At 52.8% G+C, this 21709-nt stretch carries 17 protein-coding genes; 2 read left to right on the top strand and 15 right to left on the bottom strand.

What is annotated here, in order from left to right; all coding sequences use genetic code 11:
- Nucleotides 1–10 precede the first annotated feature (10 nt).
- The 10 genes from kduD to uxaC all read right to left on the bottom strand — a co-directional run bounded on the left by kduD (nucleotide 11) and on the right by uxaC (nucleotide 10932).
- On the bottom strand, nucleotides 11–769 hold the full coding sequence (gene kduD, locus ACHZB8_RS11330) for a 2-dehydro-3-deoxy-D-gluconate 5-dehydrogenase KduD (protein WP_316860410.1): 759 nt from the start codon (nucleotides 767–769) through the stop codon (nucleotides 11–13).
- 23 nt (nucleotides 770–792) lie between these two features.
- Nucleotides 793–2253 carry a tagaturonate reductase gene (locus tag ACHZB8_RS11335; RefSeq protein ID WP_316860412.1) on the bottom strand — a complete coding sequence of 487 codons (1461 nt, stop codon included), beginning with the start codon at nucleotides 2251–2253 and terminating at the stop codon, nucleotides 793–795.
- Nucleotides 2254–2323: 70 nt separating this feature from the next.
- Nucleotides 2324–3859, bottom strand: a complete 1536-nt coding sequence (locus tag ACHZB8_RS11340) for an altronate dehydratase family protein (protein WP_316860413.1) — start codon at nucleotides 3857–3859, stop codon at nucleotides 2324–2326.
- Nucleotides 3856–5040, bottom strand: coding sequence for a mannonate dehydratase (gene uxuA, locus ACHZB8_RS11345; RefSeq protein ID WP_316860416.1), 1185 nt, complete (start codon nucleotides 5038–5040; stop codon nucleotides 3856–3858). The genes ACHZB8_RS11340 and uxuA overlap by 4 nt, the downstream gene beginning before the upstream one ends.
- A gap of 345 nt (nucleotides 5041–5385) precedes the next feature.
- A complete protein-coding gene (gene kduI, locus ACHZB8_RS11350) occupies nucleotides 5386–6210 on the bottom strand; it encodes a 5-dehydro-4-deoxy-D-glucuronate isomerase (protein ID WP_316860418.1) in 825 nt (274 codons plus the stop codon).
- A 114-nt stretch (nucleotides 6211–6324) separates the two neighbouring features.
- Nucleotides 6325–6642 carry a cupin domain-containing protein gene (locus ACHZB8_RS11355; protein WP_316860420.1) on the bottom strand — a complete coding sequence of 106 codons (318 nt, stop codon included), beginning with the start codon at nucleotides 6640–6642 and terminating at the stop codon, nucleotides 6325–6327.
- Between the two features lie 9 nt (nucleotides 6643–6651).
- Nucleotides 6652–7932, bottom strand: coding sequence for a TRAP transporter large permease (locus ACHZB8_RS11360; protein ID WP_316860422.1), 1281 nt, complete (start codon nucleotides 7930–7932; stop codon nucleotides 6652–6654).
- A 4-nt stretch (nucleotides 7933–7936) separates the two neighbouring features.
- Complete coding sequence (locus ACHZB8_RS11365; protein ID WP_316860424.1) at nucleotides 7937–8458, bottom strand: TRAP transporter small permease; 522 nt, start codon at nucleotides 8456–8458, stop codon at nucleotides 7937–7939.
- A 69-nt stretch (nucleotides 8459–8527) separates the two neighbouring features.
- A complete protein-coding gene (locus ACHZB8_RS11370; protein WP_316860426.1) occupies nucleotides 8528–9502 on the bottom strand; it encodes a TRAP transporter substrate-binding protein in 975 nt (324 codons plus the stop codon).
- A gap of 29 nt (nucleotides 9503–9531) precedes the next feature.
- Nucleotides 9532–10932, bottom strand: coding sequence for a glucuronate isomerase (gene uxaC / locus ACHZB8_RS11375; RefSeq protein ID WP_316860428.1), 1401 nt, complete (start codon nucleotides 10930–10932; stop codon nucleotides 9532–9534).
- Between the two features lie 118 nt (nucleotides 10933–11050).
- Here uxaC and ACHZB8_RS11380 point away from each other — a divergent pair, with 118 nt between their 5' ends.
- A complete protein-coding gene (locus ACHZB8_RS11380; protein WP_316860430.1) occupies nucleotides 11051–11758 on the top strand; it encodes a GntR family transcriptional regulator in 708 nt (235 codons plus the stop codon).
- A gap of 141 nt (nucleotides 11759–11899) precedes the next feature.
- Here ACHZB8_RS11380 and ACHZB8_RS11385 read toward each other — a convergent pair whose 3' ends face one another.
- Genes ACHZB8_RS11385 through ACHZB8_RS11395 form a run of 3 tightly spaced genes read right to left on the bottom strand, consistent with a single transcriptional unit; the run spans nucleotide 11900 to nucleotide 14426 of the window.
- Nucleotides 11900–12928 (bottom strand): biotin-dependent carboxyltransferase family protein, encoded by a 1029-nt coding sequence (locus ACHZB8_RS11385; protein WP_316860432.1) that lies wholly within the window; start codon nucleotides 12926–12928, stop codon nucleotides 11900–11902.
- Nucleotides 12928–13647, bottom strand: coding sequence for an allophanate hydrolase subunit 1 (locus tag ACHZB8_RS11390; RefSeq protein ID WP_316860434.1), 720 nt, complete (start codon nucleotides 13645–13647; stop codon nucleotides 12928–12930). Before ACHZB8_RS11390 ends, ACHZB8_RS11385 begins: the two co-directional genes overlap by 1 nt.
- Nucleotides 13647–14426, bottom strand: a complete 780-nt coding sequence (locus ACHZB8_RS11395) for a 5-oxoprolinase subunit PxpA (RefSeq protein WP_316860435.1) — start codon at nucleotides 14424–14426, stop codon at nucleotides 13647–13649. Before ACHZB8_RS11395 ends, ACHZB8_RS11390 begins: the two co-directional genes overlap by 1 nt.
- A gap of 356 nt (nucleotides 14427–14782) precedes the next feature.
- Here ACHZB8_RS11395 and ACHZB8_RS11400 point away from each other — a divergent pair, with 356 nt between their 5' ends.
- Nucleotides 14783–16843 (top strand): methyl-accepting chemotaxis protein, encoded by a 2061-nt coding sequence (locus ACHZB8_RS11400; RefSeq protein WP_316860436.1) that lies wholly within the window; start codon nucleotides 14783–14785, stop codon nucleotides 16841–16843.
- 75 nt (nucleotides 16844–16918) lie between these two features.
- On the opposite strand, the gene ACHZB8_RS11405 is transcribed toward ACHZB8_RS11400, so the two are convergent.
- Nucleotides 16919–17944, bottom strand: coding sequence for an aldose epimerase family protein (locus tag ACHZB8_RS11405; protein ID WP_316860438.1), 1026 nt, complete (start codon nucleotides 17942–17944; stop codon nucleotides 16919–16921).
- Nucleotides 17945–18161: 217 nt separating this feature from the next.
- Nucleotides 18162–21563: an acyl-[ACP]--phospholipid O-acyltransferase gene (locus ACHZB8_RS11410; protein WP_316860439.1), complete on the bottom strand. Its 3402-nt coding sequence runs from the start codon at nucleotides 21561–21563 to the stop codon at nucleotides 18162–18164.
- Nucleotides 21564–21709: the final 146 nt, after the last annotated feature.

The following is a 21709-nucleotide window of genomic DNA, read 5'->3' on the forward strand; positions in this document are numbered from 1 at the left end:
AAGATCAGCCTTAGCGAGCCAACCAGCCGCCATCAACAGCAATGGTGTAGCCGTTGATATAGGAAGAAGCAGGCGAGCAAAGGAAGACAACAGGACCGGCCAGATCTTCAGGTTTGCCCCAACGGTCAGCAGGAATACGATCAAGGATCTCCTTGCTGCGTACCGGGTCAGCCAGCAGAGCGGCGGTGTTGTTGGTATCCATGTAGCCCGGTGCAATGGCGTTCACGTTCACACCATGTTTTGCCCATTCGTTGGCCAGAAGGCGAGTGATGCCCATGACACCGGATTTGGAGGCGGTGTAGGAAGGAACGCGGATACCGCCCTGGAAGGACAGCATGGATGCGATATTGACGATCTTGCCACCTTCACCCTGAGCAAGGAACTGTTTTGCAACAGCCTGGCTGAGGAAGAATACGGCTTTGATGTTGATGTTCATCACATCGTCCCAGTTCTGCTCGGAGAACTCGATTGCGTCTTCGCGGCGAATGATACCAGCATTGTTGACCAGAATATCGATACGGCCATATTCAGCAACGGTCTTGGCAACGATGTCTGGAATATCGTCCATTTTCATCAGGTTGGCGCGGATGTCGAGGAATTTACGGCCCAGACCTTCGATGATGGCTTTGGTCTCGGATGGCTCAACGATATTGACAGCAGCAATATCACACCCGGCTTTGGCAAGACCAACAGCCATGCCCTGCCCGAGGCCAGTGTCACAGCCGGTTACAACGGCAATTTTACCCGTAAGATCAAATTGTTCTTTCATAATTTCAACTCCATTTAACAGGGTTATGCTTCAATCCATTGAACCAGACGATCCAGAGAAAACGGTTCGACGGTCAGGAATTCATAGGCTTGGGAAACGGCAGCGACGAGATCGTCACTCGCCAGATTCTTGCCCCAAAGTGTTTCGTTTGATAGATAGGCGGAAACCATGGCAGCAACGCCCTGTCCATCCTTGACCGCACCGATTTCAGCCATCAGATCGATGATGTCTGCCGCATCACGAGGGGGCAGATCACCACTGGCAGCAAAATCGCCGGTATAGAAGGCAAGCCAGGCAGCAAGAGACAGGCTCATGCAGCGCGGGGGCGTTCCTGTCGCAGCCATTGCGCTTTCAAAGCGAGGCAGGTTGCGGGTATGGAACTTGGCCAGACCGTTGAGTGAAATGTCGTACCAGCGATGCAGGATGAACGGGTTGGCAAACCGGCGCAGAACTTCGGCGCTGAATTCAGCCAGCTCTTCACGAGGCAGCGACAGATACGGAATGATTTCCTCATTCAGCATGGTGTCGAGAAATTTGGATGCCGCTTCATTATCCATGGCCTCTTTCACCGAAACCGTGCCGGACAGCAATGCCAGAGGGCACAGACCGGTATGGGCACCGTTCAGGATAGCCACTTTGCGTTCCTTGTAGCCATCGGCATTCGGAACGATCAGCGTGCCGGTGTCTTTTTCGGCCATAGGCAGAACGAGATCAGGCTGACCTTCACGTTTCTCGATGACGAGGAAATGGAACAGCTCGGCAGTAACCATGAGAGGATCATGATAGCCTAGCTCGGCTTCGATGCTTTCAACTTCATCGCGAGGATAGCCCGGAACAATCCGGTCAACCAGTGTGTTGTAGAAGGCGTTTTTGTCGCTGAGCCAGCCAATGAACGCGTCTCCCAAATCCCAGTCCTTGGCATGCAGATGAACGATGCGTTCCAACTCGTCCGCATTGTGATCAATCAGTTCGCAAGGCAGGAAGTGGAAACCCGGAGCCTCAACCCCACCGCAGCTGTTGAAGCGTTCTAGCAGCATACGGGTTACTTTGGCAGGATAGGAAGCAGGAGGCAGATCGTCCGCCTTGCAATCGCCATTGTAAACGATACCGGCTTCGGTGGTGTTGGAGATGAAGGCCACGAAATCGGCATTCCGTGCGAGCCCAAGCACCTCTTCCCACTGTGTCACAGCGTTCAGTTCCCGGCGAACCGCCGAAATCAGCCGCGCATCGGAAACCGCACTTCCATCCGGTCCAACACCGCGGGAAAGCACGGTATAAACACCATCGCTATCATTGAGGGAAATCGGAACCCCTCCATCGATAGGACGGACAATAACAACGCCATAATCGCTACCGCAGTCTTCATTCATGCGATCAACTTTCCAGTCCATGAAGGCGCGCAGGAAGTTGCCCTCACCAAACTGGATGATCCGTTCACTCGGACGCGGACGACCGGCAAGATTGCTCTCATTCACCCGTTGCATTTGAAATCTATCCTTTTGTTTTAACTTATAGTCTGTGCTTGCTGCGTGACCGAAACGGCGACGGATGGTCTTACATCACCGCACCGATCTGCCAAGGCACAAATTCATATTCACCGAGGCCAAGAAGCTCGGATTTGGTTTTCTCGCCCGAGGCGACTGCCAAAATCTGTTCGAGAATTTCCCGTCCCTTGTCTTCCAGAGAAACACCCTTGGACAAGACATCACCACAGTTGATATCCATGTCGTCAGGCATGGTTTCAAACAGCCTGTCATTGGTGGCAATCTTGATGGTTGGCGCAGGCTTGGAGCCGAAGGCAGACCCACGCCCTGTCGTAAAGACAACCATATGCGCACCGCCTGCAATCTGTCCGGTTGCACAAACCGGGTCATACCCCGGAGTATCCATATAGACAAAGCCGGGTTCGGTAACCTGTTCGCCATAATCATAAACGGCGGTCAAAGGAGTGGAGCCGGATTTTGCCGTTGCACCGAGTGATTTCTCAAGAATGGTGGTCAAGCCGCCTGCCTTGTTGCCCGGGCTTGGATTGTTGTCGAGACTTCCGTCATTGACATCAACATAATGCTCCCACCACTTGATCTGGGAAATCAGCTTGTCCGCAATCTCCTGATTGGCAGCACGACGCAGCAACAATTGCTCGGCACCGTAGATCTCCGGCGTTTCAGACAGGATTGCCGATGCACCAAGACCAGCCAGCATATCGGCCGTCTTGCCAAGGGCCGGGTTTGCGGTAATACCGGAGAAACCGTCAGAACCGCCACATTGCAGGGCAATTTTCAGCTCCGATGCCGGGCACGGTTCGCGTTGCGCCTTGTTCACTTCAGGCAGCAACGCCAGTACTTTGGCCTTGATTGCATCAATTGTCTTGCGGGTACCTCCGACTTCCTGAATGGCGAGGCTGTTGAAATGATCAAGCGTGTTCTGGTTGTCCGCATCAAAACGCGACTGCATACGCGCCATTTCCATCATTTCGCAACCGAGGCCGACAAAGACTGTCGCGCCGACATTGGGATGGGTTGCATAACCCCAGAGAACGCGTTCCAGCACCTCAAAGCTTTTCTTGCCGCTCATGCCACAGCCCGTACCATGGGTGAGCCCCACAATGCCATCGACATTTTCATAGTCATCAAGAACGCCAGACGCCAAAAGCTCTTGCGTCGCATGCTTGATGACGGTCGCAGAGCAGTTCACCGTTGCCAGAAGTGCGATATAGTTTCGCGTTCCGACCCGCCCATTGCTGCGCCGATACCCCATGAAGCTGCGCCCTTCCATTTGAGGGATCGCTGCCTTGGCCGCTTCCAGATCGCAGCCAACTTCATAATCCTGGCCATGCTCGGAGAAGGCGCAATTGTGAGAATGAACATGATCACCTGCCGCAATGTCCGCAGTCGCACGGCCAATGATCTGCCCGAACTTGATGATTGCATCTCCCTTTTTGTGATCCTTCCGCGCAACCTTGTGACCGGGAAAGACGTTGGATGAGAGAGAAGCACCCAGGCCAAGCGGATCATCACCCGCCTTGGCACCGGCAGGCAAAATCGCAATTGTGTCAGCTGGGTTCAGGATAATTGGAGCTGGCTTGGTCATAAATAGGCCCTTTCGTGTGAAATTCCGGCAATCACCCCTCGAAGTTCAGCCAATCCCCGCATCCGTCCAACCAGCGAATAGCCAGGATGGGTCTCGCGAGTGACATCATCGAGCAACTCATGGCCATGATCTGGCCGGAAAATGATATCAGCGTCGGCTCTGCCCTGTTCTCTGCGTCGCGCCTCTTCGCCCAGCAGAATGGCTATCAGCAGAGCCATGTTGGTATCTCCCCCCAAATGCGGAGCCTCTTCGAAAGAGCCATCCGCGAATTTGCAGACATTTCGCAAATGCGCGAAATGTATCCGGTCCGCAAAGCGCTCGGCAATCTGCGGCACGTCATTGAATGGCTGCGCCCCAAGCGAGCCTGAACAGAAGGTCAACCCATTGGCAACGCAATCACAAGCTGACAGGATCCAGGCAATATCCGCCTCTGTCGAGACAATGCGAGGTAGCCCGAGAATATTTCTGGGCGGATCATCGGGGTGAATGGCCAGCATAACCCCATGCTCTTCTGCCGTGGGAACGACCTCCTCCAAAAAGCGCTTGAAATTCTGACACAAGACATCTCGGTCAATCCCTTCATAGCGCTTTAGCGCTTCACGCAGTTGTGGCAAATCGTAGCGATCATAAGCACCGGGCAACCCTGCCATGACCGACTTCATCAGCCGGTCGCGTTTGTTGTCATCGGAAAGTTCGTACCAGACGCGGCCCCGCTCCAGCGCATCGCCACAGTAATCTGCCTCTGCTCCCGGTCGGTTGAGCATATAGACTTCCAGCGCTGCCATGCGTGCAGCATCAAAGCGCAGGCAAGTCCCCCCACCCTCGACCGGTGCTTTGAGATCCGTGCGGGTCCAGTCAAGCAGCGGCATGAAATTATAGCAAATGACCTTGAGGCCTTCGGCCGCCAGATTGGCAATAGACTGGCGGTAGTTGGCAAAAAGCGCAGAGAGATTCCCCTCACCCCTTTTGATATCGTCATGTACCGGCAAGCTCTCGACAACACTCCAGCGAAACCCCGCCAGCTCGATGCTTTTTCGCATCTTGGCAATTGTCTCCAGCGGCCAGACCTGACCATAGGGTATCTCGTGCAAGGCAGTCACGATTTCAGACGCGCCGGTTTGCGCAATCTCCGAAAAGGAGATGCGGTCAAACGAACCATACCAACGCCAGCCTTCTCTCATGATCCAATCCCGAAACAGGTGCCAAAGCCGCCCCGAAAGGGTCAAGTTTGGCGACAAAAGGGCATAACAAACACGTCCTGAACCCGCATGGCCCAGGCAATTCTTTCACTAAACAAACCGAGTTTCTTGTCTTGGCGTTACGCTGATAATCATTCATCAGACGCCGTAACCGCTTATTTTTAAAACGCTTTAACCGCCTCGAGCCTGCCGCTCTCGATGACGAAGACGAAAGAGAAGAACACCTTCCTCTGTCAGCGAAATCTCAACCGGAGAAATCCTTGCATCCCCAATTGAGAAGAGTTGGCCATGGCTGGCCAACTCTCTTGTTCTGAAATCCGGACTGCCTTAGCGCAGGTCTTCCATGGCGATGAAATCCATGTCGGTGTAATCGACATTGTCACCAGCCATAGCCCAGATGAATGTGTAGCTGCCAACGCCAGCGCCAGCATGGATCGACCATGGTGGGGAAACGACAACTTCTTCATTCTTGATGACCAGATGGCGGGTTTCGTTTGGCTCACCCATGAAGTGCATGACGCGGGTGTCTTTATCCATGTCGAAATAGCAATAGGCTTCCATGCGACGATCATGGATATGAGCAGGCATGGTGTTCCAGACGGAACCGTCATGCAGCTTGGTGTAACCCAGAATCAACTGGCAGGATTCCATGACCAGCGGGTGAATGAACTGATAGATGGTACGTTCGTTGGATGTTTCCGGAGAGCCCATGTGAACGCTGTTGGCATTTTCGATTTTGATCAGCTTGGCTTCCAGCTCTTTGTGAGCAGGAGCAGAGGTGATGTAAAAACGCCCCATGCCAGCAAAGGTCACGGCACCAGCGCCTTTTGGCAGATAGAGAACATCGCCGTGATCAAGCGCATACTCAACGCCGCCACAAGCCACGCTACCGGAATCGCCAACATTCACGATGCCCATTTCACGGCGGTCAAGAATGCTCGGTGTTCCGCACTCTTTGACTTCGTCAAGAACCAGGCTGCCGCCATTGGGCACGGCGCCGCCAACGATGAAGCGATCATAGTGGGTATAGGTCAGGCGAATTTCACCTTCGGAAAAAAGACCTTCGGACAGGAAATGATCACGCAGGGCCTGGGTATCCATGCCTTTGGTATGTTCAGCATTAACTGCATGAACAGTTTTGACTGTAAGCATTATACATAATCCTTGTTGGTAATAACGTCTTCGCCCATTGGGTACATAAACGCTTCATTAGAGGGGAACCTTTCCGGTGGGGCTCAAATGGCCCCATCGAAAAGATGCTTTGAGTTAAAGAAAGTCGTCACGGCGAGGGGTGAAACAGTCGATGAGCGTACCGGGCTCAAGACAGACACAGCCATGCACCGCCTGGGAGGGGATGACGAAACTGTCACCGGGGCCGACTTCAAAATGATCCTCACCGATCGTGAAACGGAAACGTCCCGCCTTGACATAAGTCGACTGGACGTGAGGATGACTATGGAGAGCGCCTTCAGCGCCCTCCTCTTTGAAATGGAAAGCCACTACCATAAGCTCCGGGCTGTCAGCCAGAACTTGTCTGGGGTTGACGGTGTCTTCACCAACAACGGGAAATGACTTTACATACATTACGATCTCCTAATGGAACAGGCTTGGAAGCCAGAGTGAAAGGAATGGGATATAGGTGACCATCATCAACACGACGAACGCCGCCCCATAGAAGGGCCAGATGGTCCGAATGACTTCCCAAACCGGTATCTTGCCGACCGCACATCCCACAAACAGCACTGTTCCAACCGGAGGCGTGCAAAGACCGATACCCAGGTTGAGGATCAGGATCACACCAAAATGGATAGGATCAACACCGAAGGCGGTGGCCACAGGCAGGAAGATTGGTGTGGTGATAACGATCAGAGGTGACATATCCATGAACGTACCGAGCATCAGGAGCATCAGGTTGATCAGCAACAGGATGACAAGCGGGTTGTCCGAGATATGCTTGAGGATTTCTACCAGAGCTGTCGGAATACGCAAGAAGGCAAGCAGCCAGCCAAAGGCTGCTGCACAGCCAATCACCAGAAGCACCATCGCCGTGGTACGAACCGCCGCGAAGGTCGCCCCGACAAACTCCTTCCAACCCATTGTTCTATAGCCAAGCACCGTTACGAGAATGGCATAGACAGCAGCGATACAGGAGCTTTCCGAAGCGGTGAAGACACCGGAACGCACACCACCGAAAATGATGGCGATAAGCATGATACCGGGAAAAGCATTGATGAACATGCCACCAAGTGCTCCCCAGCCGGCAAATGGCACAGTGGGATAATTGCGTCTTTTAGCAACCCAGTAGGCAACGATCATCAAGGCAAGCGCCAGCAACAGACCAGGCAGGATACCAGCCGTGAACAGGTCGGCAATCGACAACTTGCCACCGGCAGAGATCGAGTAAATGATCAGGTTGTGGGAAGGGGGCAGCATCAGGGCGATCAGCGCAGCAAGCACGGTCACGTTGACGGCATAGGACACATCGTAGCCACGTTCTCTCATCTGAGGAATCATGATGCCACCGATCGCGGTCGCGTCAGCCGCAGCAGATCCCGAGATCCCGCCGAACATGACAGAAGCCATGATATTCACCTGTCCCAGACCACCACGTATATGACCAACCATACCACCGGCAAGACCGACAAGCCTTCGCGCAATATCGCCTCGAACCATCAGTTCACCGGCAAAAATGAAGAAGGGGATAGCCATCAGGGCAAAAACCGAGACGCCCGAATTCAAACGCTGAAACACCACCACCGGCGGAATGCCGAGATAGATGATGGTTGCAAAAGAAGCGACACCGAGACAGAAGGCAACGGGCGTTCCGATAAGAAGCAGCACAACGAATGTGCCAAATAGTACCCAAATTTCCATTGCATTAGTCCTCGATACTTGTTTCTGCAAAACGAGCGGTTGGAAGACCGGCCGCGCGACGCGCCAGACGCTCGAGCGAGAAGAGCATCATCAGCACTCCACCGCCAACCAGCGGCATGAAGTTAACAGCATCACTGAACCCCAGCGATGGAATCTTGATGTGCCATCCGGCAAGCATCAGCTCTGACCCGTACCAAGTCATGCCGAAACCAAATGCAACAACCACGATGTCAGACAAACTGAAGAACAGGTTCTTGAGTTTTTCAGGGATAAACAGAATGAGCACGTCAAAACTGAGGTGGTTGCCCTCACGAATTCCGACGGCAGCACCCAAAAAGATGAACCAGCCCATGAGAATAACAGCAAGTGGTTCGCTCCAGACAATCGAGTCATTCAACACATAGCGAACAAACACTTGCGCAAAGACGATGGTCGTCATCAAAACCAGGCCCAAGCCTGCGAGCCAAAGAGCCAGGGTCGATACCAACCCCATCACCTTAGCAACTGATTTCAGAAAGTCTTGCACGGCAATCTCCGAAAAAGAAAGGCCATGGCGCCCCACCCCTGGGGTGGGACGCCATGTACCAGAGTGTGATTAGTCGGTTGCACGAATGCGTTTTACGAGATCTTTGAGTTTGTCAGAGGTGACATGTTTTTCGTAAACGGCATCCATAGCAGCCATGAATGGTGCTTTGTCGATGTCGGTAACGATCTCGTTGCCAGCTGCACGAACTTTTTCTTCAGAAGCTTTTTCGCGAGCTGCCCACAATTCACGCATTTTCGGAGTAGAGTCTTTTGCAGCCTGTTTAACAGTTGCTTTGTCTTCGTCAGACAGCTTGTCCCATGAGATTTTGGACATGACCAGAATTTCAGGAACGATCAGATGCTGATCGAGAGTGTAGTATTTTGCAACGTCATAGTGGCCTGAAGATTCATAGGAAGGCCAGTTGTTTTCAGCACCGTCGATAACGCCGGTCTGGATGGAAGAGTAAACTTCACCATAAGGCATTGGCGTTGCGTTTGCGCCGATTGCGGTCATCATGTCGACGAAAATGTCGGACTGCATGACGCGGATTTTCATGCCTTTGAGGTCATCCATGGATTTGATTGGTTTCACGCTGTTGTAGAAGCTGCGAGCGCCACCATCAAAATAGGTCAGACCAACGAAACCGTGCGGCACGAATGCTGCAAGAATTTCTTCACCGATCGGGCCGTCAACAACGCGGTGCATATGCTCAACATTTTTGAAGATGTAAGGCAGAGAAACCACTTTGGATTCTTCAACGATATTGTTGAAAGGTCCGAAAGAAACACGGTTCAGATCGATAACGCCAAATTTGGTCTGTTCAATGGTGTCTTTTTCTTCACCGAGCTGAGCTGAGTGAAACAATTCAACACAAATGCGACCGTTTGTGCGTTCTTCCAGGAGCTGACCCATGTATTTGACAGCCTCAACAGTCGGATATCCATCAGGATGGGTATCGGAAGACTTGAGGGTGATTTCACAGGCAACTGCGGTAGAAAGCATAGCAGCGCTAGCGACCAGTGCAGCGGTCAATGTTTTAAGCATATGTTCGTTCCTCCATGAAGTAGCTCTTCTCAGAGCTGGTAGGCTTGCTTTGCAAGCCGATAGGTGAGGTCAGAAGCGACCTCAAATGCCTCGTCATCGCTAAGCCGTCCCTGGACGACCAGTGTGGCGAGGAAAGCACAGTCCACACGACGCGCCACATCATGACGGGCCGGAATGGAACAGAATGCTCTGGTGTCGTCGTTGAACCCCACGGTATTGTAGAAACCGGCGGTCTCCGTCGTCATCTCCCTAAACCGGCGCATGCCCTCTGGGCTGTCATGGAACCACCAAGCTGGCCCAAGACGCAACGCCGGATAGACGCCTGCCAAAGGCGCCAATTCACGTGCATAGCTTGTTTCATCAAGCGTGAAGAGCACGATTCTCAAATCCCGCTCCATGCCAACGGCATCAAGCAATGGTTTTAGCGCGTGCACGTAATCTGTTTGTGTCGGAATGTCGAAACCTTTGTCCAATCCAAACATTTCAAACACAGGATTGGAATGGTTCCGATTGCTTCCCGGATGAATCTGCAATGTGAACCCATCCTCAAGGCTCATACGAGCCATTTCGGTCAACATGTGACCACGGAATGCATCGGCTTCCTCCGCAGAGCATTCCCCTTTCAAAGCCTTCTGGAACAAGGCCTCCGCCTCTGCCTCGGAGAAATTCTCCGTGCGCGCGGTCAGATGTCCATGATCCGAAGACGTCGCCCCCATTTCCTTGAAATAGGCCCGGCGAATACGATGCGCCTCCAAATACCCTTTCCAGCTCGTGGCATTGACGCCGGCAATCTCGCCGAATTTCTCGATATTGTCGACAAAGCCTTTATAGTGCGGATCGACCACCGGATCCGGACGATAGGCCGTAACAACCTTGCCATCCCAGCCGCTTTCACGAATCGCCCGATGCCATTTCAGATCATCGAGAGGCGACTCGGTTGTCGCCAGAGCCTCGATATTGAAACGCTCAAACAGGGCCCGCGGCAAAAACTCCGGCTTTTCCAGGCACTCGGCAATGTGATCATAGACCTGATCCGCATTGTCTTCATTTATCCAATCCGACCAGCCAAACACATCTTCAAAGGCGTGCGACAGCCACATCCGCGACGGGGTTGCGCGGAACAGATAGGCATGCTTTGCAAACAAGCGCCAGATCTTGCGGCCATCGGTCTCCGTCCATCCGCCATCGATGCGAGGCACCCCAAGATCTTCCATTTTCACGCCCTGCGAGCAAAGCATGCGGAAAACATAGTGGTCTGGCGTAATGAAAAGTTGTGCCGGGTTTGGAAATTTCTTGTTCTCAGCAAACCATCTCGGATCGGTGTGCCCATGGGGACTGATGATCGGCAACGAACGCACAGTTTCATAAAGGGCACGTGCCAGATCGCGTGCTTTGTCTTCAACAGGGAAAAGTCTATCTGGATTAAGCATAGTCAGCCTCCCGCGTGTCGGCTTCAGGGGAAATCTCATGTCACTAGCAAACTAATATACCAGAACTTCTTGCTTGTAAACTGATATGCCAGTAATATTCAGCCAACGGAGTGAAAAAATGACCAAAGCCAGCATAGAAACAGTCCTGTCCCCACTGAACAGAATGTCCGTGGCGGATTCCGTCTTCAATGAACTTCATAGACAGATCCTGACACTTGAACTTCAACCAGGGGCCAAAATATCAGAAGCCGATGTCGCAAAAGCCCTTGGAGTATCGCGTCAACCCGTACGAGATGCCTTCTACCGTCTGTCGAAATTGGGATTTCTGTCCATGCGACCACAAGTCGCCACAACAGTGTCGTTGATATCCAAGAAATCAGTGGAACAAGCCCGCTTCATCCGCTGTGCACTGGAAACCAAGACAATCATGACCGCCTGCGAAAAACTGACGCAGGAAGACCTCGAGGCCCTCAAGGATCTTCTTGAACAACAAAGGAAAACGGTCGTCGCACGCGATGCGGAACTGTTTCATGCCCTGGACGATCAGTTTCACAAGGAAATCTGTGATCGGTGCGATGTGGATTTTGCCTGGCAATTGATAAAAGACAACAAGGCCCACATGGATCGGGTGAGGTTCCTTTCGCTGACATTTGCCATCGACACGGCCTTCAGCGCCCACAAACGCATCCTTGACGCCATTGAATCCAAGAACAAGAGCCTGGCAGCAGACGAGATCAACACCCATCTGAGGGAAATTCTCAACATCATGCCCCGAATTCGCGAAGAGCATCCCGACTATTTTCAGCCTGAGGAAGAAGAAGACTAGACACTGGCAGAGGCTTGAGAGAAGGGCGTCTTGATGGCCCATCAATCGCCTTCAAGCAAATATGCCAGTTTAGAATGAAGGCAAAAGCCAGTCATAACACACTGACCAAGCAAGCACCCGCCCCACCCTGCTCAGAAGGGTTCATTCAGCCACCGCACCACACACAAGATTGCTGTTTTGTAGCATATAATCATAAAGTCCATCCTCTCCGGTCACCGAGACAATGGAAGCGATGGCCTGCCTGATGCGGTTATCCTGAGCAATTGCGGCCTCTTCTGCGTCTTCAATCCCAACCTTCAAAAAGGAAAGCTCACTTCCCGGCACCATACGACCGAGCCGCGCGACATCAGCCCGAATAACGGTAGCAATCTTGGGATAGCCTCCCGTTGTCTGATGATCGGCGAGCAGAATGATCGGCAGGCCGTTGCCAGGAATTTGAATGGATCCGGTAACGATTCCGTCCGAATTGATGTCGGCCCCCTTCAAATGCCCGATCGGTTCACCAAGAAGCCGCACACCCATGCGATTTGCCTCTTGGGAAATCCGGTAAGTCTGGGACAGGAAGCCTGTTATCGCCTCAGTGCCGAAATAATCATCCTGAGGCCCAAGCACAACGCGGATCTTGCCTGTTCGGGAAGGAAGAAAGGGCTCGGGACAAAGACGAATGATCTCGACATCATCAACATCGCGGGCAAGCTTCAGGCAATCGCCCTTTTGCAGTGCCCTGCCTTCAAATCCCCCCATCTTTCCCGCAAGATAAGTCGACTGGCTGCCATAGAGCGGCGGCAAATCAAAACCACCTTCTACGGCCAGATAGCAAACCGCACTGTCGGAAACATGGCCAATCCTGATGATCTGTCCCTTCTGAAGAAGGACGGATCTGTTGGAGGCAACCGGCACTCGCCTCTCGCCCACAAATTCGATGGCACAGTCAGTACCACAAAGGGCAACGCGCACGCTGGAAGAAACGACTTTCAAAGTTGGCCCCAGAACCCGGATCTCAAGCCCCCCGGCACCTTGATCATTGCCCACCAAGGCATTGGCCAGACGAAGACTGCCCGGATCAAGCGCCCCTGAAACCGGCACGCCTTGCGCCTGATGACCATACCGCCCAAAATCCTGAACCGTTGTCATCAACCCCGGCTCCACCACTTCCAAAGCAGGACACATCAGATATTCTCCCCTTCCAGTGGATAGGATCCCTCTTCGATGCGATCCGCAATCTCGGAGAATTCGGACAACCCGACATCTCGAAACCGCACGATGTCACCGGGAGACAAAAGCGCAGGCTCATCGCGAGAGAGATCGAACATGGGGACAGGGCAGCGCCCCACGACATGCCAGCCAGATGGATTCACCGCCGGATAGATGATCGTCAGCCCCGTTGCAACCAGAACAGAGCCCTTGGCAATATCGAGAGCAGGAGCCTTGCGCCTCGGAATATTGAGCTGTGACGGCAGGTCTCCCATATAGGGCATGCCTGGCGCAAACCCCAACATATAGACGAAATGATCGGTACCGGTCAGAATGGTTCTGAGTTCTGCAACATCCATCTGGCCGAACTCGGCAACATGGCCAAGATCGGTAGCGAAATCAGCTTCGAAACAAATCGGCAAACGCCACAGTCTGGCCCCGTGGCCATCCTGTTCGCCAAGATGGGCAATCATTGGCTCGATCATCGCCACCAGCTCTGCCTGCCTGATGAGAGTTGGATCATAATGCACAAGCAAAGACCGATAAGTCGGCACGGTCTCGATCACTCCGACAAGCTTGGCATCGTCCACCGCCGCCCGTAAGGCCATGATCTGGCGACTGAGGTTCCGATCAATATGCAGGCCGAATTCTATGGTCAGACCACTATCGCCTGACGGAAGGAATCTGACAGCCATTACGATCTCCCAAGGCTCTCCACCATCGGCCGAATGGCGATGCCGGCCGAAACCAGAGCCTCTCTGACCTTTGTCGCCATAGACACCGCAGCAGCACTGTCTCCATGAACACAGATCGTATCGATAGCAACCGGAATACGCTTGCCGGTAATGCTTTCGATCGTACCGGTCTCCACAAAATCGACCATGCGCCGCGCAGCCTCTTCAGCATCCTCGATCATGGCTCCCGGCAACTTGCGGGAAACCAGCATTCCGTCATCGGTGTAGGCACGATCTGCAAAAATCTCTCGTGCGACACATAGCCCGAGACTTTCTGCCGCACGCTCCATTTCACTCCCCGGCAGAGCCACATAAATCATGTCAGGGTCAACCGCCTTGACCGCCTTCGCCGTCGCCATGGCGAGATCGAAATCAACAGCCGCCATGTTGTTCAGAGCCCCGTGAGCCTTGAAATGCCCGACGCGCATATCCAGCGCCGTCGCCATTCCCTGGATCGCCCCAATTTGATAAATCATTTGCTTTTCAATATCTTCTGGCCGATCTCCGTGAATGGCGCGACGGCCAAATCCCCATAGATCATTGAAGCCTGGATGAGCACCGACACTCACGCCATTGTCGCGAGCAGTCATCAAGGTGTCATGCATCACAAGCGGATCCCCACCATGAAAACCACAGGCAACATTGGCCGAACTGATGATCGAGAGCATCGCCTGATCATCGCCGATCTTATATGCCCCAAAGCTCTCACCAAGATCCGAATTGAGATCAACAACTGCCATTTTCAACACCCCCTACGAAAAGCGAACGCCCTCGATATTTATAGAATAATTTGCGCCAGTAGATAACTCTCTTTCGAGGTTGATGCAAAATATTTCTATTTAAACCGGCATGTAGAACGCCATTTTAGCCATTTATAACAAAAAACCGAAAAACATCGTCATTTTGAACAATGAAAAACAAATACAATTTAAACAAAACAGACAAAAACAATTCGTCACACATAGTAAATACTCGAAACTTGGCAATATTAATTAAATTAAAATTATTGTTTGGAACAGTAATAAAAGAGACCGATCATAAATAGGTGAATTTCGCAGAAATCCGCCATAAAAAGCAGGCAACAAAGGTAACGAGAATGAAACGCCATATAAATTCACTGAGTGCAAAAATAATTGCGACAGTTTTGACCATGGTCTCTTTGGCATTCATCGCCGATACATTCCTAAACACTTCGATTAGCAACCGTGTCCACGAGCAAACCGAAGTCCTGACAGACAAACTCCATACTATTGTTGCCGAAAAGGACTCCGAAATTCAGAAGTTGCTGTCCGGGCTTCTGCAATCCAAGGAGAACACTCAGAATTTGGCCCACTCCCTGAAAGCCAAACAACTGTCTGCTGAAACACAACACAAGCAGGCTTTACTTGAGGGAACGCGCCAAGGCATTTCTCTTTCTGTTGCTTCGCTTGTCAGAAACGCCATGATGTCCGGCGAGGCATCCTCAGCCCTTGAGCAAATTGATACCCTGCTTGAAAACGAGCAGATTGCGGCAATCAATCTTTGGCGAACCGATGGCGATCTTGCATTCCGGGACAACAGGACAATTGTCGACGTAAACACCTTCGTTGAAGCAGACGTTTTTGAAGAACGCGACGTTGAGGACAGAATTTCAATACCTGAAGAGCGCAAGGCCGTTTTTCTGAAAGCCCTGCGCACCAGATCCGGCAAGGAAAGCATAGATTCAGAGCTGAAAAATGACGATGGACAGACAATTCCGGTCACCTATTCCTATCTGACATTGGAAAATAGCGAAGATTGCCAAAGCTGCCATGACCCCAAAGAGGCCAGCCGTGGTGTCCTGGAAGTTGCGATCGACAGCAGTGAACTGGTCGCCTTGCGCAAGAAATCCGCAGCTCTGATTGAACAGCTTGATCAACAGGTTGCCGCAGAGAGAGCGGAATTGATCGCGGACAGCGACAAGCACAAGGCGCGGGTGGATCAACAGACCGCTCAATATACGGACCAGATCAACCAGACCAGCCTTGACCTCAACACAACCAGGGAGGAAGCATCGCTGGCCAGCCTGGCCTCCAAAGCTTTCTTCTTCGTGGCCACGATCCTTCTACTCATTTTCGCACTGCGTTACATGGTTTCGCTTCCGCTCAAACGGCTCGTCTCGGACATGCTTCGTCTTGCCAAGAATGATCTGAGCGTAGAGGCTACAAAAAGCAAAAGAAAAGACGAAATCGGCGCAATGGGTCAAGCGATTTCCATTTTCAAGGAAAACGCTCTCGAAAAAGAGAAACTCGAAGCGCAGGCAAAAGAGAATTTCCTTGAGCAGCAACAGCGTCAGCAATTGATCGATGGCTTGTTGCAGGAATTCCGCTCGCAGATTCAAGTATCCTTGCAAACCGTTTCACAAAGTGCGGAACGCATGCAGCAATCAGCCGGTTCGCTCAATCAGATTTCTTCCGAGACATCGGATCGGGCTCGCTCGGTCAATGAAGCGTCCAGCCATTCGGCGGACAATGTCAAGACGATGGCTGCGGCCAGCACCGAGATGACAGCTTCAATAGCAGAAATTGGCCAACAGGTTGTTCGAACCAACAATCTGGTCACGGCAGCCTCTTCCGAAGCCATGGAAACAGACACCAAGGTCGCGGGACTGGCATCCGCTGCCGAAAAGATCGGCGAAGTGGTGTCCCTTATCAAGGACATTTCCGAGCAGACCAACTTGCTTGCTCTCAACGCCACCATCGAAGCGGCAAGGGCCGGAGAAGCCGGTCGTGGCTTTGCCGTCGTTGCCGCAGAGGTGAAGGATCTCGCAGCACAGACGGGCAAGGCGACTGAAGACATCGCGACGCGGGTCCAAACCATTCAGGACTCGACAGAAACCTCCGTCCACGCCATCCGCTCAATCGCCAACAAGATGCGTGAAATCAGCGAATACACAACGGCTATCAGCGCTGCCATTCAGGAACAGGACGCGTCAACAAACGAAATTTCCTGCAACATCCAGCAGGCGGCCGAGGGCACGATGGAAATCGAATCTAATATCGCAGAAGTGGCCTCATCAACCCTGCAAACCAAGAAGTCGGCAGACGAGGTAGAAGCGGCATCTGCAACGGTTGCAAGCGTTGCAACCGACATGAGGAATGTCATTGATGCTTTCCTCAACAAGGTTGCCGCAGCCTGAGCCGAAGCCTGCGCCTTGCCATCCCCCCAAAAAGAACCCGTGCAGGATATCTCTTCCTGCACGGGTTTTCTTTTTTCAATTTGCATCAAACCAGTCTAGCTTTTGCTGAACACATATTGCGTGTGCTGGCAAATATTCTTCATCAGGCCGCAGAATGGGAGATGGAAATCCTTCGTGATTGATCGCATCGGGCCAGATCTGGGGTTCCAGACAAAAGCCCGAATGAGAGCCCATGACAAGACCATCAAGGCCCGGAGCACCTTGCTTGATGTTGACACCGTCATAAGCCTGAAGGCCAGGTTCTGTCGTCATGACATCCATGCTGATCCCAGATGCAGCGCTTGACAGAGTAGCAACACGACGCAGAGAGCCAGCGGTTTCCTCAATGCAGAAATTGTTGTCGATGGGAGTGACTTTGGAAGCCGAACCGATGGATTTCTTGGCCCGGAAATCAAGCGTCGTTCCTTCGACCGAAAGGAGTTTTCCGGTCGGGATCAGCTCAGAGCTGACCTCGGTATAGCGGCTCGAGTCGATCTGCAACTCGTGATCAAGAATCGACGCAGATCCTTCCAGATTGAAATAGCTGTGGTGAGCAAGGTTGCACAATGTCGGCGCATCAGTCGTCGCGGTCATCAAGATATCCAGAACACCATTGGCCAACAAGCTGTAGACCAGCTTGATTTTCATATTGCCCGGATAGCCCATTTCGCCATCGGCAAGATCGATAGACATTTCAATCTTGTCTGCTTCGATCTTGTCAAAGGTCCAAACCCGCGTACCGATCCCGTGCGTGCCACCATGCAGGGAGTGCTTTTCAATGAAATTGATATCCAGTTGATAGCTCTTGCCATCTAGCTCGAAACGGCCATCACAAATGCGGTTTGCAACCCGCCCCGCGGTTGCACCGAAATGGGACTTGTAGGTGAGATAGTTTTCCAGCGTTTCGAAACCAAGGACCAACGGCTTTTCGAAACCATCAAGACGCAAATCCTGAAGAACAGCACCATAGGACAAAATTTTTGCACTAAGTCCACCGCCAGTTATCGTAACCCGCTCAACCGGAGTGCCGTCCGGCATAACGCCAAATTGCTCAAGAGCCATAAGAATAATCCTTTTGGAATATTGGAAAGGTGCACGCTGGCCAAAGTCAAAGCAGCTGCACGCCATTGAATCGCGGACGATCTTATCAGGTTTCTATCCAAAGGGATTACGCCTAAACAAAAGGATAGGTACAAATGCCGCTTTTTCCCACTCAAATCACAAGCAAGACAAAATCGAGGCCAAACATCCAGGATTCCAGTGCAGGCTTTCGCAGGTTTCATCGCACCTTGTTGGTGGCAACCATTGAATCGACATGCTTCTGCACCGAGGCATAATCAACCTTGCCAGTGCCGAGCACCGGCACCTCCCGGATCACAAGTTCGGACGGAACCATGAAGTCCATCCCGCCCTTTGAGCGGACATGACGGGCGAAGTCCACCAGATCGGCCTTGGGATTATCGGTGACCAGAACAATCCGCTCTCCCCTTTTCTCATCCGGCAACCTCGCCGCCGCAGAGAGATTTCCTGGCCACAATTCCGAAGCAAGCACCTCGATTGCCGCCAGAGAAACCTTCTCGCCCGCAATGTCGGCAAAGCGCTTGGCCCGGCCAATGATGGTAATGAATCCATCCTCATCAATCGTGACAATGTCACCGGTATCGTGCCAGCCATTGGAAGGCGGCAAAATCTTGCCGGGCACCTCTGGGTCGAGATATCCGGCCATGACATTGGGCCCCCTGACAAACAGGCGTCCGCCTTTTTTAAGCCCGCTTACCGGCTCAAGGCGGGTTTCAATCCCCGGCAAGGCTTTCCCGACAGAGCCCGCCTTCGAATACATCGGAGTGTTGAGGGCAAGCACTGGCGATGTCTCTGTCACACCATAGCCTTCGAGCAGCCGCACACCGAACCGCTCCATGAAGATCTCCCGTGTCGAAGCCTTGACCGGCTCGGCCCCAGCCACAAGATAGCGAACGGAACGGAAGTCAAACGGATGAGCGGTACGCGCATAGCCGTTCAAAAATGTGTCTGTTCCGAACATGATCGTGCCATTTGCACCATACACCAGCTCCGGGATCACCCGGTAATGCAGCGGAGAAGGATAGAAATAGGCAGGAACCCCGCGGATGAGCGGCAGGATAGTCCCCGCGGTCAGGCCAAAACAATGGAACATCGGCAACATGCTGAAGGCCTTGTCACCCATATTGAAATCAATGATGGCTGCCACTTGTGCGATGTTGGCGAGAATGTTCCGATGTGTCAGCACAACGCCCTTGGGCTTGCCTTCCGAGCCTGAGGTAAAAAGAATAAAGGCCGTATCATCTGCTTCGCGCTGGACCATCGGGCGTTTTCGGTTCCACAAACCGGAAAGCTTCTGCCAAAGCGTGATGGACTCTTTCAGATCATCGACCCAGACAATTTTCACATGTTCGGACAGAGCCTCGATCACGGACTCCAGTTTTCCCTGCTCCACAAATGCGCGACTGGTCAGAACGGTTTTGACTTGCGCCGTCTTGCATGCAGAAATGAGATTGGCGCTGCCCGCAGTGAAGTTGAGCATGGCGGGAACCTTGCCGATTGACATCACCGCAAGGAAGACCGCCACAGTGCCATTGGCCGTGGGAAGCATCACACCGATATTGGGCTCACTATCGCCAAATCTGTGGGAAAGGCACTGCGCCAATGCCCGGGTTCCCGTGAGCAACCTGCCATAGCTCAGGCGACCGGAAAATGGGTCTTCCAGCGCATTGCGCCCCATGCCGACACCCCGACCAATCTCTATGATTTTCTGCAAGATGGTCAGATTGACGTTGGTTGTCCGGAAAACAAGCTCAGACATCACTCTTTGCAGAGCCGCACCGGCCGCCATGCGTCGGTCGCGCCCCTTGAGCCCAGAGGGAACTGTCAGTTTGACCGGTTCCAGAATGGTCACCTTGACTTTGGGGAAAAACTGTCGCTTGACCCGCCCGGCATCCATTTTGGACGAATAACTGCGCTCCAACCCGTCGATCCGGATGGGAACGACCATGGCCCCAGCCATGTCTGCCGCCATTGCCGCAACATCATAGACCTTCATCAGACTGCCGGTATCAGACACACGCCCTTCGGGGAAAATGACGAGCGGATGACCGCTTTGCAGGGCCTTGATCACAGCTTGTGTCGCAACCGGTTGCGACGGTTCCAGCACGAGAAAGCGGAAAAAGCGCAGAAAGGGATGCATCCACCAGGCTTTTGCGGTCTTCTCATTGATCGCAAAAACCGGTTCTTCTTCCGTAAGCGCCATCGCCAGCGGCCCGTCGAGAAAGCTCACATGATTGAAGGCCAAAATAGGCGACTTGCCAGCCTTGTCGAGATTTTCCCGCCCTTCGACCTCAAGCCGGGACAGCGCCCGAAACAGGATATTGACCAGATCCCACAAGGGATTGGTTGGCAGATAGCGCACCATCAACCAGGCCGCAACGACATTGGCAATCGCCAGCGAAATGAAAATATGGGAAAAACTCAAGCCAAGGCTCTGTATCAGAGCAACGACAAGCCCAGAGACAACGATAAAGCCGGCATTGAGAATATTGACCGCAGCAACAACCCGCGCACGATGATCACGTCTTGCCCAGCTCTGCACCGCGGTAAAGGCTGGAACGACAAGCAATGCCCCTGAAATCGCCAGCCCACAGAGATCAAGCCCGACGCGCAAGGCAACGGAATGGGAGAAGAATTCAAAGATATTGTCTGCGACAATCGGTTCATCGACATTGCCCAGCACCCACGCCAGCTGCATGCAGAAAAAGGCAACAAGCGCAGCGCCAAAGGGTGCAGGCAGAAGAACGACACGTCCTGAACACAACCAGGCAGCGATGGCCGACCCGATTGCGACAGAAACGGCGAAATCAACGGAATAGATCGTGACGATGAGCGGGCTTCCACCCAGAACCTGCTGCACGAAACTTGGCATCAGCGCTGTCATGAGGGCGCCCAGCAACCAGAACCAGGAACTAATCAGACCAGAGCGCCAAAGGCGCTTGTCAGCCTTCAGTTCCACCAGCAGCCCCAGGCTGGAGGCAAAAATATTGCGCCTGACATCGAGATTCGGATTGCTGAAACCAGTGGCCGGGATCTGTCGGCTGGCTAGCCAACAGGCAATCGCCAGCGCCATCATGACAGGCCCGAACAGGATCACGTCCAGCGTCTCTGACGCAACAAAGCCCGCGGCGATCGTCCCTCCGAGAATTGCAATGAACGTCGCGCCCTCGACCCATGCGTTGGCAACTGGCAACTCCTTGCGGCCAAGCAGATCTGGCAGAATGCCATATTTGATCGGACCGAACAGGGCGGAAATCACCCCGAACAGAAACAGTGCCAGCATCGAAAGCCAAATGGATGATAAGGCGATCCCAACAACCGCGACAATGGCAGCACCGATCTCGGCCAGCTTGAGATATCTCGCCAACAGGCTCTTGTCATATCGGTCCGCCAGTTCTCCACCCAAACCGGAGAGCAGAAGAAATGGAAGCATGAACAGCGCACCGGCCAGCGTTACAAGAGACGCCGCTTGCTCGCCAGCAAGCTTTGAGAGAATGAGAAAAGCAAGTGAATAACGTAGAAAGTTATCATTGAAGGCCGAGAGAAATTGCGTCCAGAAAAGCGGAGCAAAACGCTTGGATATCATCATATGGCGACGCATTGAGAACTGACTTTCTTCTACTCTCACCCAACGATCATTCAGTTGCCCGACTTTCTCAGGCCGAATAAAACTATCCCAAACCAGCCGCAGCTAAAAGCAATTATCAATGAATACATGACAAGGCAGGTCTGAATCCACATGGCAAA

It is taken from the genome of uncultured Cohaesibacter sp. (assembly GCF_963556055.3).
Taxonomy (GTDB): Bacteria; Pseudomonadota; Alphaproteobacteria; order Rhizobiales; family Cohaesibacteraceae; genus Cohaesibacter.

Excerpts from the sequence above, each read along its gene's own strand:
- kduD (WP_316860410.1), bottom strand. The coding sequence starts at position 769 with ATGAAAGAACAATTTGATCTTACGGGTAAAATTGCCGTTGTAACCGGC.
- ACHZB8_RS11335 (WP_316860412.1), bottom strand. The coding sequence starts at position 2,253 with ATGCAACGGGTGAATGAGAGCAATCTTGCCGGTCGTCCGCGTCCGAGT.
- ACHZB8_RS11340 (WP_316860413.1), bottom strand. The coding sequence starts at position 3,859 with ATGACCAAGCCAGCTCCAATTATCCTGAACCCAGCTGACACAATTGCG.
- uxuA (WP_316860416.1), bottom strand. The coding sequence starts at position 5,040 with ATGAGAGAAGGCTGGCGTTGGTATGGTTCGTTTGACCGCATCTCCTTT.
- kduI (WP_316860418.1), bottom strand. The coding sequence starts at position 6,210 with ATGCTTACAGTCAAAACTGTTCATGCAGTTAATGCTGAACATACCAAA.
- ACHZB8_RS11355 (WP_316860420.1), bottom strand. The coding sequence starts at position 6,642 with ATGTATGTAAAGTCATTTCCCGTTGTTGGTGAAGACACCGTCAACCCC.
- ACHZB8_RS11360 (WP_316860422.1), bottom strand. The coding sequence starts at position 7,932 with ATGGAAATTTGGGTACTATTTGGCACATTCGTTGTGCTGCTTCTTATC.
- ACHZB8_RS11370 (WP_316860426.1), bottom strand. The coding sequence starts at position 9,502 with ATGCTTAAAACATTGACCGCTGCACTGGTCGCTAGCGCTGCTATGCTT.
- uxaC (WP_316860428.1), bottom strand. The coding sequence starts at position 10,932 with ATGCTTAATCCAGATAGACTTTTCCCTGTTGAAGACAAAGCACGCGAT.
- ACHZB8_RS11380 (WP_316860430.1), top strand. The coding sequence starts at position 11,051 with ATGACCAAAGCCAGCATAGAAACAGTCCTGTCCCCACTGAACAGAATG.
- ACHZB8_RS11385 (WP_316860432.1), bottom strand. The coding sequence starts at position 12,928 with ATGTGTCCTGCTTTGGAAGTGGTGGAGCCGGGGTTGATGACAACGGTT.
- ACHZB8_RS11390 (WP_316860434.1), bottom strand. The coding sequence starts at position 13,647 with ATGGCTGTCAGATTCCTTCCGTCAGGCGATAGTGGTCTGACCATAGAA.
- ACHZB8_RS11395 (WP_316860435.1), bottom strand. The coding sequence starts at position 14,426 with ATGGCAGTTGTTGATCTCAATTCGGATCTTGGTGAGAGCTTTGGGGCA.
- ACHZB8_RS11400 (WP_316860436.1), top strand. The coding sequence starts at position 14,783 with ATGAAACGCCATATAAATTCACTGAGTGCAAAAATAATTGCGACAGTT.
- ACHZB8_RS11405 (WP_316860438.1), bottom strand. The coding sequence starts at position 17,944 with ATGGCTCTTGAGCAATTTGGCGTTATGCCGGACGGCACTCCGGTTGAG.
- ACHZB8_RS11410 (WP_316860439.1), bottom strand. The coding sequence starts at position 21,563 with ATGCGTCGCCATATGATGATATCCAAGCGTTTTGCTCCGCTTTTCTGG.